Origin of the sequence: Bradyrhizobium sp. Ash2021, from assembly GCF_031202265.1 — a bacterium.
Classification (GTDB): domain Bacteria; phylum Pseudomonadota; class Alphaproteobacteria; order Rhizobiales; family Xanthobacteraceae; genus Bradyrhizobium.
Genome location: NZ_CP100604.1, coordinates 5,672,926 through 5,686,035 on the forward strand (window position 1 = coordinate 5,672,926; position 13,110 = coordinate 5,686,035).

The following is a 13,110-nucleotide window of genomic DNA, read 5'->3' on the forward strand; positions in this document are numbered from 1 at the left end:
CACGTTAAGGCTGTTGTTGGATCGGAGGCGGATTGCTTTCACCCTGAGTCAAGACTTCCGGTTGACCAGAAACACCGCCGCGGCGCAGGCAACCATCCCGACGACAGCCACCGCGTCCAGCCGCTCGCCGAACAGGACATAGGCCATGACAGCGGTCACCGCCGGCACCAGATAGAACAGGCTTGCGACCGAGGTCGCGGCCGAACGTCGGATCAGCCAGTACAACAGCCCGATCGACCCGATCGACAGCACCACCGCCAGCCACGCCAGCGCCAGCATGAACTCGGTGGTCCAGTGCACCACATTGGTCTCGAACAGCCAGGCGCCGATGCCGAAAAACACCGTGACCGCGATGTACTGCACGAGATTGCCGGCGCGCCAGTCGATCTGGTTGCAGTAACGCCGCTGATAGAGTGTCCCCAGCGTGATGCTGATCAGCGATACGCCTGACGCCAGCCAGCCCCAGCCCGCCTCGCCGCTCATCGGCCGGTCGTGCAGGATCAGCACGACGCCGAGGAGCCCGACCATTAAGCCCGTCCATTGCAGCGGTGTCACGCGTTCGCCGAGCCAGCGGTTTGCAATTGTCGAGGTCAGGATCGGTTGCAGGCCGGGTATCAGCGCCGAGAGGCCGGCCGGAATCGAATGCGAGATCGCAACCGCAGTACCGCCGAGATAGATCCCGTGCACCAAAAGCCCCGCGACGATGCTGTGGCCGATGCCGGCCCGGTCGGGCCATCGCGGCCGCGCAACCGCAACGATGATCGCCATCAATCCGACCACGCACGCCATCCGAATGGCGAGATAGGTAAACGGCTCGGCATTGTGCAGCACATATTTGGTGCCGATAAAGCCGGTACTCCAGAGCACGACGAAAATCGCCGGCGCCGCGCGCGCGGCAGTTTCCTCGAAGTTTTTGTTCATTGCCGCCCTGATTGCCTGATCATGGGCCATCGGGCAATCCTGAAATAGTGAGAGTTGTCATGCCCCGCGAAGGCGGGGCATCCAGTACGCCGCGCCTTCTCGGTTCTATCGCTGACGTCTCTGGAATACTGGATCGCCCGGTCAAGCCGGGCGATGACAGCGGGGGTATGTCAAGATCGTAGAGCCGTCATTGCGAGCCACCGGGTCGCGCGAACGCGCGCCCGATGACAGGCTCCGCGAAGCAATCCATCTTGCCGCGCAAAGAAAGTATGGATTGCTTCGTCGCTTCGCTCCTCGCAATGACGGCAAACATGACCTCGCATTCCCGCAACACGATGTGCCCGAGTCCTGCATGAATCTTTCGCCCTCTTCAAACAGAGGGCGCAGGGAAAGCCGGGTGCGCGCTGCACCCGCGGTCTCGCGTGCTAAATGCACACAGCAAAAACGCACACGAGCATACAGGTTCAGCGGAGAACATCCGGCCTTCCCTGCGCAATGGTTTTACGGCTTACTTCGTGCTCTCCTCGGTGAGTCGGGCTCTTTTGCCACCGTCACTTCGCAGATCAACTCCGCCAAGCTTGGCGCCAGCGTCGGGCGCCAGGACCACACGACTTCGCCGTCCGCGTCAGCCACGTTCGTCCTCGTGACATCAGCGTCCACCGCATCCCACCGCGCGTTTCGTGACGATCGCGAGCCGCCCCTCTTGTCGGGTGAGACGGGCGAGCAGGTACCGGTGATTTGCCCGACGCGGCAAGAGGAAAATTTTCTCAAGTCGGGCTTGACAGCAAATTCACTGATTTGCCCGTCGGGCTAAGCCAGAGATCCAGCGCGCCCCGGGGGAAAGAATTCGCCCTACCACTCTTCCGGGCAGGGATCGACGATCTTCCAGAGATCTTCGCCGTTCTTGATCTTCTTCATTTCGGTGGTCAGCCCGCCGTTGCGGCGGATCCAGTCCTTCACGGTGACCGGATAATACGACATCAGATCCGACGTCCCTTCCGAGCTCGTGACCTTGATGCCGAAGGTGAAGGCCTTGTCGTAATAGGCCTGATGGAAGCCGAGGCTGGCCTTCGGCGTCACGCAGATCTTGTTCATCGGGACGATACCGAACACCAGCGTGCAGGCGGAATTGCAGATGCCGTCGATGATCACACGTTCCTTGCGGTCGGCGATGCGCTTGTACTTGGCCTTGTATTCCTCGACATACCCGCCGTGGTCGCGCGTGATGTGCAGATCGGCGCGCGCAGGTTGTGCGACAAAAACGAGAAACAGCAGGGCAAGGGGCGTGATGCGCATGGATCGACCAGGAACCAATAACCTTGTCAGGACGCGGGAAAGCCGGTCCGTCCGGTGGACCAAGCCCCAGAACTCTGGCGGGACTGTGTTGGGATATCGTTAAGCATCCCCAAGAGGCCAAAAATTGCCGCGGTGTGGCGGATTTCCCGCAGTTTTTCGCCCGATTTCGCGTAAAATGGGACCCGGATCGGCCAAAATGGTCTACTTTCAGCGGAATCCTGGGAGAATCGAGATGACCAAACTGAAGTTTTTCTCTTTCGCCGCCCTGCTGTTGGCGGCGGCGATCGCGCCGACCCTGGCCGAAGCGCGCCACTACCGTCACCATCACCACTATTACTGGCCGCTGCCCTACCAGATCAGCTATCTGCACAATTACGGACCTGGCCCCACCCCTGGCAGCTTCGCTTATTATGATGGCCCCGCGAACAATCACTGCTACCAGGGCTCCGCCGCCTATCTCGGCCAGGACCGCCAGCGGCATCCCTGCTTCTGATCCGCATCTGGCCCTGCCCGGCCAAGTCTGATCAGGCCAGCAGGCACTCGTAGCTCAGATAGAGCATCGGATTTCGATACAAAATCTATCGCGCTACGTACCGCCACGTAGCGCACGAAAAACCCTTGCGGCACTCGCGTTTCCTGAGTTTCGGCGTCACTGGCACAACGAAACAAAACGCGGCCAGATACGTGGTTCGCATGCCAAACGGAGGGGAATTAACGAAGTATGAAGATGTCCGTGAACATTTTAGGGGTTTCCGCCGTCAATGTGGCAGGAGCAATCGAATGTACCGCAGACACCGCGCAGAACTCGAACGCAAGCTGGCCCAGGCCCTCCGATTGGCGCTGGAGCCCACAGATCCGCATACCCGCGAGCAGCTGGCCCAGCTGGTCGAGGACCTGGAGTTTCAGCTTCAAAGCCTTCGCAAGGCCGCCTAGCTCCAGCCGTGCAAGTCTGGTATTCGAACCCGACGAAATTATTTTTGGTGGGGCGGTAGAGGTGCCTGTGCCTAAAAAAATTGGCACCTCGGCTAACCCATTGAAAAACCACACGCACTCGTAGCTCAGCTGGATAGAGCATCGGATTTCGATTCCGAGGGTCGGGAGTTCGAATCTCTCCGAGTGCGCCAAATCACAGCCGAAAAATCTAATGATTACAATCAAGTATTTGAAATTGCTGGCTATTTACATCATGTACATCCAACAAAACGGCTAACAAAACGGCTAACACCTGCTCCGTGCGCGGAAGAACAATCGCCGTGCGCTACTGCAATCGATCAAGTGCTGACAGACATCAGCAACACCGTGCAAGCTGACCAGATCAAGTACATCACTGTGACCTTGCCCAAGGGTACCAAGGTCATCAAATCAACGCGGACGATCATCACTCCCGCAACACCAGAAACGGCCAACAAAGAACGTTGGTTCGAAGTGAAGCGTCCCAAGTCGTACAAGGTGGAAAATGGTCTCGTAACCATTACCCTCGCAAAGCACATGCTCGGTTATCATCGCCGAGCTATGTTGGACTTCGTATGTTGCTACGTGCTGGTCCTACAACGAGCGCGCCCCAGGCGGGGCACTACATCGTGGAAAATTAGACAACAGACGCGCCACGCCTCGGATGCGATGCTTAGTCGTTAAATCAGGGGTGGGGAGCTTTTCAGCGATAACGCGGCAGGGTGCTGAATTCGTTGTCCTGCAACACGTGGGATCACCTCGGTTATCCGCCTTGTAAAACGCTCAAGATCGTGGCTCCTTGTGCTAATCCGCCTGTGACATTGCAACGCTACCGCAGGGTCCTTGTTGGAGCCGAGGCATGGGCGGAGACAGGGTGCGAAAAGTGAAAGTATGAAACTGATATCAATAGTTACTGGTCCGATTGAGAAGAGCAGCCGATCAACGCTGACGCGCTTAGTGATCGCTGCTTTCGCATTGCTACTCTTCGTTCATGGTGCATCAGCCTTTGAATGGGCGGACGCTAAGAGGGTGAAGGTAGGAATGACCCAAGCCGAGGTCATCGCCATTCTTGGCCAACCGCGATCTGTGGCAACGCTCAAGAATGGTGATGAGAAGTGGCTGTGGATGTCGCAAGGTTTCCAAAACAAATCAGTAAGCTATGGCCTGAGAAACGGCCTTGTGACGTTGGTACCAAATTTATCAGCGTTCGAATAACGGCAACGTCAGGCCGCCATCTGAGCCATCTCGTCCACTGGGAACGGAACTTTGGGGCCTGCGGCTGCGGCGACTAATATTTCTGCCAGGCCGCCAACGAGATAGATGGTCGCCGCAAAAGTTCAGTGGAGCTACGTGTGGTCTATTTCCGAAATGTGCGCGTCGTTATTGGTTTTGCGATATGTATGTACCCTTTCTTTGACGCGTCCTCTTGCAACGCAGCGTCTGTGGGAAATTCCCAGTCGGACACGGTCATCTGTCAAGGCCTGGATAGCGCGAAAATTGCGAAAGAGACTCGCGGGCGGCTAAGTCCGCCCGGGGACTGTGCGGTTCTTCCCAAGGCAAGCTGGCAGGCCGTTGTATTACTCGAAGGTGGCGATTTTTATTATCTCGCCGTACAGCTTCAAGACGGAGAGTATCGAAAAGTTTGGGCTGCCGCTGACCAGTTGTATCCGATTTATCCCGTCAACCCTGGCGCTAATAACGCTGGGAGCTGGCGAGAGATGATCAATGCTCAAATTCAGCGATGCTGGAAAAAACCTGCTGGAGATACCCCCCTCTCATCCAAAGCCACAATCATAGTGAGGCTGAAGCGCGACGGCACTCTTGACGGTATCATTTATGCGGATGAGGTGCCCAGAACGCCTTATCTGCGCGCATTTCAGGAGAATGCGATGCGAGCAATCACTGAGTGCCAGCCATATAAATTGCCTGCAGCCAATTTCGATGAATGGAAATTCTCGGAACTCACGTTTGCGGAGTGAAATCCCGGACACTGGTACAGCCCGAAGTTACTGTTTCGAGTCCTGCATGTCCCTCCCTTGCTTTCGTGCATCTTCGCGTGAAATTTAATTGCACCACGTGCTCTTGTACTGTCCCCCGTCCGAGGGTCGGGAGTTGGAATTTCCCCAAACCTGCACCCCGAAAACGGCTAACAAAACGGCTAACATCGCGAAAAGGCGATCCAAAACACCGTTGATTTCATTCATTAATTTCAGCCGATGTTAGCCGTTTGGCGCACTCCGAGTGCGCCAGACTGAGCTGGCCCCGGTTGTCTGAACAAAAATTCCGCGTCGATAAGTGGAGCCTCTGCCGAGGTTAGGCCGCCGCGCGGAGCGGCGGAAGATCGAAGTAGGCTTGATCCGGGGTCATGTCGTCAAGACTCGAATGAGGACGTCGGCCGTTGTAAAAGTCGAGATACCGGCCGATCGAATGTCGCGCCTCGCCGACGGTTTCGTAGGCTCGCAGATAGACCTCCTCGTATTTGACGCTGCGCCACAGCCGTTCGACGAACACATTGTCCCGCCAGGCCCCTTTGCCATCCATGCTGATGGCGATGCCATTGCTGGCGAGCAGGCCGGTGAACGCCGCGCCGGTGAACTGAGAGCCCTGATCGGTGTTGAAGATGTCCGGCTTGCCGTGGCGAGCCAAGGCATCTTCCAGGGTCTCGACGCAGAAGGCCGCCTCCATCGTGATCGACAGCCGCCACGACAGAACACGACGTGTCGCCCAGTCCAGCACCACGGCGAGATAGACGAAGCCGTGCGCCATCGGAATGTACGTGATGTCCATGGCCCAGACCTGGTTCGGCCGCCGGATCTCGATGCCGCGCAGCAGATACGGATAGATCTTGTGGCCGGGCTCGGGCTTGGTGGTGCGCGGACGGCGATAGAGCGCCTCTATCCCCATCCGCCGCATGAGCGTCTTCACATGCCGGCGGCCGATCTTGCACCCCTGCAAAGCCAGCAGGCCTCGCAACATACGCGAACCGGCGAAGGGATACTCCAGGTGCAGCCGATCGAGACGCTGCATGATCTCGAGGTCGGCTGAAGAGACTGGACGCGGCAGATAGTACACGCTGCCGCGACTGACCTTCAAAATCTCTGCCTGCTTGGTGATCGACAGATCGTGCTTACGGTCGATCATCGCTTTGCGCTCAGCAATCCCGCCTTGGTGAGCGCGCCTTCTAAAAAATCGTTCTCCAGCGTCAGCTCCCCGATCTTGGCATGCAGCGACTTCACATCGACCGCGGGCGTGGCCGGCGTCCCGCCCCCCGATCCGAAAATATCAGAGGCGCCGCCCTCAAGCTGTGATTTCCAGGCCGTAATCTGATTGGGGTGAACGTCGAAATGCTCCGCCAGCTGGGCTATCGTCCGATCGCCCTTGATGGCGGCCAGAGCCACCTTCGCCTTGAAGGCCGGTGAGTGGTTCCGCCGGGGTCGTCTGCTCATGGTCTCTCCTGTTCACGGCAATTATCGCCGCTGTCAGGCAGAAATTCCACTTATCGTTCTGTCCAGATTTCCGCGACCGGCTCTGACCGCCGAATATAGCCGTTCTGCGATCTCCTACGCTGCCGCACGATGACCGTGCAAACCGGTCGGGCCGCGCTCCTCGACGCACCGGAAGCGGGCACCAGATGGCATGACAGCATGAATTTCGGAGCGGAAACAACCGGCTTTAAAAAAGCTTTCCGTTCGTCAAGGAAGCGATCGAACGCCGGTTCATCTTCCAAGATCAAGTGGTTTCGGCTTTCGAGCGGAACAAAGCGAGCTCCCGGAATAGTCGCGCCAACTGAGGCGCCCTTATTCGTCCCAAGTGCGCTCGCCGCATTTGCACTCAAAAACGCGGATGGTTGCCTTGGTCTCCGGATAGTAGATCGACCTGAGCAATTCCAGATTGTCGCCGCAAAGGCGGCACTTTCGAGTTGAACTGCTCTCAAAATATCCGAGCCTCTCAGCCCTAAATAATTCCATTGCTGCCCCCCGGCTCAGATATCTCTAGCTTAGCCGAAGTTTCAGCACAGCCTCAAGAACCATGATGGTAAGGGCGCACAGTGAGCTGGCCCCGGTTGTCTGAACAAAAATTCCGCGTCGATAAGTGGAGCCTCTGCCGAGGTTAGGCCGCCGCGCGGAGCGGCGGAAGATCGAAGTAGGCTTGATCCGGGGTCATGTCGTCAAGACTCGAATGAGGACGTCGGCCGTTGTAAAAGTCGAGATACCGGCCGATCGAATGTCGCGCCTCGCCGACGGTTTCGTAGGCTCGCAGATAGACCTCCTCGTATTTGACGCTGCGCCACAGCCGTTCGACGAACACATTGTCCCGCCAGGCCCCTTTGCCATCCATGCTGATGGCGATGCCATTGCTGGCGAGCAGGCCGGTGAACGCCGCGCCGGTGAACTGAGAGCCCTGATCGGTGTTGAAGATGTCCGGCTTGCCGTGGCGAGCCAAGGCATCTTCCAGGGTCTCGACGCAGAAGGCCGCCTCCATCGTGATCGACAGCCGCCACGACAGAACACGACGTGTCGCCCAGTCCAGCACCACGGCGAGATAGACGAAGCCGTGCGCCATCGGAATGTACGTGATGTCCATGGCCCAGACCTGGTTCGGCCGCCGGATCTCGATGCCGCGCAGCAGATACGGATAGATCTTGTGGCCGGGCTCGGGCTTGGTGGTGCGCGGACGGCGATAGAGCGCCTCTATCCCCATCCGCCGCATGAGCGTCTTCACATGCCGGCGGCCGATCTTGCACCCCTGCAAAGCCAGCAGGCCTCGCAACATACGCGAACCGGCGAAGGGATACTCCAGGTGCAGCCGATCGAGACGCTGCATGATCTCGAGGTCGGCTGAAGAGACTGGACGCGGCAGATAGTACACGCTGCCGCGACTGACCTTCAAAATCTCTGCCTGCTTGGTGATCGACAGATCGTGCTTACGGTCGATCATCGCTTTGCGCTCAGCAATCCCGCCTTGGTGAGCGCGCCTTCTAAAAAATCGTTCTCCAGCGTCAGCTCCCCGATCTTGGCATGCAGCGACTTCACATCGACCGCGGGCGTGGCCGGCGTCCCGCCCCCCGATCCGAAAATATCAGAGGCGCCGCCCTCAAGCTGTGATTTCCAGGCCGTAATCTGATTGGGGTGAACGTCGAAATGCTCCGCCAGCTGGGCTATCGTCCGATCGCCCTTGATGGCGGCCAGAGCCACCTTCGCCTTGAAGGCCGGTGAGTGGTTCCGCCGGGGTCGTCTGCTCATGGTCTCTCCTGTTCACGGCAATTATCGCCGCTGTCAGGCAGAAATTCCACTTATCGTTCTGTCCAGATTTCCGCGACCGGCTCTCAGATCGTTGGGGAAAGCGAGGCCTGCAAAGTGTTAGTCTCAATCTCATACTAGCGAAATCAACGGCTTGCGAAGCATAGCCAATCATTCCAGGCAACACGGACGCAACATCGCGCTTCACGTTCTGTTCTCGGGTATCGTGGAATGGTGCGATCAAGGAAAATCACGCCCGGTGGGATGCGATCGGACGGCGGCCCTCGCCGGCCCCAGCAACCAAGTCACAGAGCGATAGCGTTGCACAAATCGCGCGGCTGGCAAACGCAGCTTTGACGATCCGATCGCGCTGCCCGACGGCCGGAGTTTGCTCACGGATCTCCCGCACTGGCAGACCGCAACTCTGACACTGATCGACTGCGCCACCAGCACCACGACGCAGGGCCACGAAGGCCTACAACGTCGTCAAGTCTGCGCAGCTGTTACGATCATCTGGAATGTGAGTGGTTTCGAGAGGGCGCCGCCCGAGGAACTTACGTCTTCCGATAAGGTTGTTGTGCTCAAAGGAGCACCAGATGTCCGATACCAAGAACCCGAACGAGAAGCAGCCCGGCGAAAAGTCGGAAGGAAAGCACCATTACAATCCGGGCAACCAGTCCGGCAAGTCGGCCGAAATCGTTCCCAAAGAAGAAGCAGAAAAGAACGACGAGCCGCAGCGCCATCGCTCATAAAGCCGCGCCGACCGCAAAATTCCAAACAGAAACCCCGCCGGGCGTGAACCGGCGGGCTGATAAGGCCACGAAACCATTTTTCGAGTCCGCGAAGCCGGCCGGAAACAAACGCGGCCTAGCATTTCCTCAGTGGACCAAAGGGGATTCGGCCATGTGGGACCTCATCAACGTTTTGTATCGCGAATATTGCCTCGCACGTCTGGTTGAGATACGGCAGTTGGAACTTAAGAACTGACAGTCGCGACCATGAGAAGCGAAAAGCGGGTCATGGCGACAGTTTTGGCGGCACTGGCAGTTGCCGCGGTGGTGTGGGGAACGATAGGCCCGCCACAGCATCATTCGACTAAACCAGCCCGGGTCACGATCAAGCAATAAAAGAGAGGCCCGACGCACGACGTTGCCGGACGACATACGCCGGCCCGGCCCTCCGCCGGCTGCAGGTCTACTGCAGCCATTCGAATCGCAATCAGCGCAGACCGATGGCCAGACGAGGTCCGGCTGTCCGATCTGGAAGCGCGCTTCGCATGCAAGGCGTGTGGCAAGAGAGGCGCCGATGTCCGACCGAACTTGAATTGGACGCCAGAGGACCGGCCGGCGGCATGGAGTATCGGGCGGTCTCAAGTCCCTAAGCACGCGCGGCGCGCTTCAACTAACTGCCAATATTCGTCACGGATGCAGTTTGGCCTGGATTATTGGTCGAGACGGCCCTTATCCTGGCCGCGCGGTCTTTGTCACGCACGAGCGCATTGTATCGATCGATTTGGCCGGCAAGTCTCGACCAGCTCTGGGATAGATTTCTCAGAACCGCGGCCTCAGCTTCATTCTGTACTGATTTCATCAAGCGAAGACATTCCGCCGCCTGGTCTCGGCAATGTTGGGTGCTGTCCATAACCTCAGTAACTCCCATGGGGTTACCCGAGCGGCTGTATACTTCATCAAATGAGCGGCCCTGACGGATAGCGCCGCCCCAAGCTGAGTATGTTCGCTCGGGTATGCAATATTTCCGCAGTCGGGTGCTTAAATTCCCGGCAGATTTAAACTAAGCACGAAGCATGCCAAAGTCGGAGGTGTTTCTTTGCCTTGGTCGCGCGAATTCGACGATAGGTGGAAGCCTTTCGACCGATCCTCACGAATCACTTTAAGAGCCCACTGCGTGAAACCGGGATTTGATGGCCGACGACGAAACCCTGACACCCCGTGCGACCGTGATCGCTGGCGAGCGCTGCCCGAACAACTGTCAGGTGATCTGGCTGGGGAATGAAAGAGGCCGCCAACTGAGGTAGTCGTCCGTGAAGAACCCTGATTTCAGACTGGATTGGTCGACGGCGCGGCGAAGAGAGCGGCCAGGATTTGGCGCAACAAAATCCTGAGCCAGCGGATCAGGCGGCGGAAGTTGTAGCCGACGGCGGCGAGGACGGCGTTGTTGGCGTCGCCGCGCCGGAACCAGAGATAGTTGCGGCCCATGCGGTGCTCGGCTTTGAGATGGCCGATGACGGGCTCGACGGCGGACCTGCGGCGGAGTTCGCGCTTGATCTGCGGCGTCACCCCTCGCTTTTGCCCCGAGATGAAGACCCTGAACTTGTAATCGGGCGGCGCATTGTGGCCGCGGTAGCCCTTGTCGGCGAGGATGCGCGCGATGGTGTTGCCGACGAGCGCTTCCATGTCCGGGATCACGGTTTCCAAGGTGTGGCCATCATATGGATTGCCGGGCAGCGCCTTCACATGGGTGACGAACTGGCCGCCCTTGCAGTGCTTGAGGGTGGTGGCAACGCTGACCTTGACGCCGAACTCGTAAGGCCGATGGGCCTTGCCCTTGCCGATGCATTCGACTTCCGGCGCATGCAGGGAATAGACCTTCGGTCCGCGTTGACGTTGCTGCTGCTCGCGCACGCGCCGCGCCAGCAATAGCAGCTGTGCGAACGTCCCTTCGAGCCCGCTGTTGCCCTCGATCTTGCGGCCGATGTCGCGGATGACGCGGCCGAGATAGGTGCGCAGCTTCTTGAGCATCCGGTTGGCACGCTTGAACTGCTTGGCGTGGGCATAGCGCTGATGCTGGATCAGGGCGAACTTGCCCAGGCGCGCATAGGACTGGCGCAAATCTACCCCGTGGCGCTGCGCCAGCCGCACCAGTTTCTCGCGCGCCCGGTTCAGAAGCTTCGCGTCGGTGGGGAACGTCACGTTCTTGGGCTGCACGGTGGTATCGACGATCACCCGTGACAACTCGGACGGCTTGATCGCCTTGGTTCTGGTGGCCACCGACAGGCTCTCCTGCAGCAATGCCTGCAGCCGCTCCTCGCCCATCCGGTTGCGCCAGCGCGTCAGCGACGAGCGATCGAACACCAGCCGGTGCTGGAAGAACTCCTCGCCGCAGAAGAACTGGTAATAGGGGTTCTCGACCCAGCGCTCGCACAGCACCTCGTCGGACAGGTCGTAGGTGTGCTTGAGGATCGCCAGCCCCGCCATCAATCGCGTCGGCAGTGGCGGGCGGCCGGGATCATCCGTGTAGACCGCCCCGAACTCCCGTTCCAGGAACTCCCAATCCACCGTGCGCCCCAGCGCCACCAGCGGATGCTTCAGGTCGATGATCTGGTCGAGCCGAGAGCGGAACAGATCCTGCTCTCCTGTCTCCCGCCGTTCCGGTGGTCGCATCTGGTCCCCCGCCAAAACATCCAAAGGCGAGTGAATCACAAATCAAATTTGCAAGGAATCCCCTTCCGCACACCCGATTCCCGGCAAACTCGGTTGCCCCAGCCTGCCGTTTCCAGATTCTAAATCAACGACTTGGGAATTCTTCACGGACGACGAGGTACTCCAAACTAGTTCGGAACGATCGGCCGAGTTGCGGTAATTTGGTTCACCGTTGGCCGCTTGTTTCCGCGTTGCCAGCGGTTGGAATGGGCGGCCCCAGCTCAACCCCCAGCCCCCCTGCTGCTGGGGCCGCTGCCAACTGAGGCGACCCAAAAACAACGCCGGCCGGAGCGGAATATATTCGCTCGGCGCGGCGTCGGCATTTCCCCGGCTGGGTCTTTAAATCCCAGCGATCTAACTGTGTCGCAGGTTAATGAAGCTACGATAACAATGGCGGCCCGGCCGCGTCCCCCGTCAGTCGAGCGCCGGGCCTCACCAGTCGTTACAGACGTGGCGTATGATCACGACTAGCTGTGGAAAGTATGCCGCAATGATGCGAGTCTGGAAATGGATTGTCCCCGCTTTACCGGCTGTACCGTAAGCCTAAGCGCGACGTCCTTTGTGCCGTCGAAAACCTCAAGCACCTGGTCGCAGACCAAACAGCGAAATTCGCCCTTCGGCCCAGGTCGCGAGGTTAGCTCGATCCGTCGATAGCCGCCGTTGCATGCGGGACAGGTGACGTCGGATTTGATCATGAGCAGGCTCCCATCCCGTAGTTCCACGGAATACAGGAGACTTTGATGACGCTTTTATGACGGTTAGCGCGACGTTCACCTGCCAATGATCAACACGATTGCGGCTAACAGAGTGAAGAGGCCGCCAACTGAGGCGGCCTTACTCATGCAGTGCTGGGTGTAGTTCGCGCTTCTGAGCTTCGTATTGCTCGACTAGGAGGGCGATGCCATCCAGCGTCAGTTGATCTGTTATCCGGATCGCGAGGGCCTTATGGTGGGCGATTTTTTCATCAAGTTCGATGCACTTCGCACACATTATGTATTCCAGTGGCTAAGCGAGCAACCAACTCAACTCGAGTTAGTTCCTACTGAGCCGCCTTAGAACCACTACCGTCAGGTCGGAGATTTCAATCCGGGGGACCGCAAGCCATTCCTGTATGTGGACGCAGCATCTCGCGTTCAATGCCGGGCGGGATGCCTTTGGCTTCTTGCCGTAGGCGCTTCGCTTCTTGGGTAAGGCGTTGGTCAAGAGTCGTCGTCTGTTTGAAGTGGCGTCGCTTCATCGGGGCTGCTCCATTCCTGAGGAAG

The 13,110-nt window shown here is 58.5% G+C and carries 11 protein-coding genes and 1 tRNA gene; 7 read left to right on the plus strand and 5 right to left on the minus strand.

Annotated features, from left to right (window positions below; genetic code table 11):
* Positions 1-48: 48 nt before the first annotated feature.
* Both NL528_RS27375 and NL528_RS27380 read right to left on the minus strand, forming a co-directional pair.
* Positions 49-921 (minus strand): DMT family transporter, encoded by an 873-nt coding sequence (locus tag NL528_RS27375; protein ID WP_309185044.1) that lies wholly within the window; start codon positions 919-921, stop codon positions 49-51.
* 852 nt (positions 922-1,773) lie between these two features.
* Entirely contained in the window at positions 1,774-2,217 is a 444-nt protein-coding gene (locus NL528_RS27380; protein ID WP_074276099.1) for a hypothetical protein, read from the minus strand.
* A gap of 232 nt (positions 2,218-2,449) precedes the next feature.
* Here NL528_RS27380 and NL528_RS27385 point away from each other — a divergent pair, with 232 nt between their 5' ends.
* The 6 genes from NL528_RS27385 (at position 2,450) to NL528_RS27410 (ending at position 5,147) form a co-directional block, all read left to right on the plus strand.
* Positions 2,450-2,710 (plus strand): hypothetical protein, encoded by a 261-nt coding sequence (locus NL528_RS27385; RefSeq protein WP_309177562.1) that lies wholly within the window; start codon positions 2,450-2,452, stop codon positions 2,708-2,710.
* Positions 2,711-2,997: 287 nt separating this feature from the next.
* Positions 2,998-3,150 (plus strand): hypothetical protein, encoded by a 153-nt coding sequence (locus NL528_RS27390; RefSeq protein WP_171985845.1) that lies wholly within the window; start codon positions 2,998-3,000, stop codon positions 3,148-3,150.
* 114 nt (positions 3,151-3,264) lie between these two features.
* Positions 3,265-3,341: transfer RNA gene (locus tag NL528_RS27395), tRNA-Arg, on the plus strand.
* On the plus strand, positions 3,334-3,852 hold the full coding sequence (locus tag NL528_RS27400) for a hypothetical protein (protein ID WP_309177563.1): 519 nt from the start codon (positions 3,334-3,336) through the stop codon (positions 3,850-3,852). Before NL528_RS27395 ends, NL528_RS27400 begins: the two co-directional genes overlap by 8 nt.
* A 207-nt stretch (positions 3,853-4,059) precedes the next feature.
* Entirely contained in the window at positions 4,060-4,383 is a 324-nt protein-coding gene (bamE, locus tag NL528_RS27405; RefSeq protein ID WP_309177564.1) for an outer membrane protein assembly factor BamE, read from the plus strand.
* A gap of 137 nt (positions 4,384-4,520) precedes the next feature.
* Positions 4,521-5,147: a hypothetical protein gene (locus NL528_RS27410; protein WP_309177565.1), complete on the plus strand. Its 627-nt coding sequence runs from the start codon at positions 4,521-4,523 to the stop codon at positions 5,145-5,147.
* Positions 5,148-5,481: 334 nt separating this feature from the next.
* On the opposite strand, the gene NL528_RS27415 is transcribed toward NL528_RS27410, so the two are convergent.
* Together NL528_RS27415 and NL528_RS27420 are read right to left on the minus strand one after the other, a co-directional pair.
* Positions 5,482-6,614 (minus strand): IS3 family transposase gene (locus NL528_RS27415; RefSeq protein WP_143206051.1). Its coding sequence is split into 2 segments (ribosomal slippage): positions 5,482-6,359 and positions 6,359-6,614, totalling 1,134 coding nucleotides; the frame shifts between segments, so codons are not numbered across the junction.
* 664 nt (positions 6,615-7,278) lie between these two features.
* Positions 7,279-8,411, minus strand: a protein-coding gene (locus NL528_RS27420; RefSeq protein WP_143206051.1) for an IS3 family transposase whose coding sequence is annotated in 2 segments (ribosomal slippage) — positions 7,279-8,156 and positions 8,156-8,411 — 1,134 coding nt in all. Because the reading frame shifts where the segments join, the coding sequence is not laid out codon by codon here.
* A 593-nt stretch (positions 8,412-9,004) separates the two neighbouring features.
* On the opposite strand from NL528_RS27420, the gene NL528_RS27425 reads away from it, so the two are divergent.
* Positions 9,005-9,160 (plus strand): hypothetical protein, encoded by a 156-nt coding sequence (locus NL528_RS27425; RefSeq protein WP_309177566.1) that lies wholly within the window; start codon positions 9,005-9,007, stop codon positions 9,158-9,160.
* Between the two features lie 1,305 nt (positions 9,161-10,465).
* On the opposite strand, the gene NL528_RS27430 is transcribed toward NL528_RS27425, so the two are convergent.
* On the minus strand, positions 10,466-11,809 hold the full coding sequence (locus NL528_RS27430) for an IS5 family transposase (RefSeq protein WP_309176729.1): 1,344 nt from the start codon (positions 11,807-11,809) through the stop codon (positions 10,466-10,468).
* Between the last annotated feature and the right edge of the window lie 1,301 nt (positions 11,810-13,110).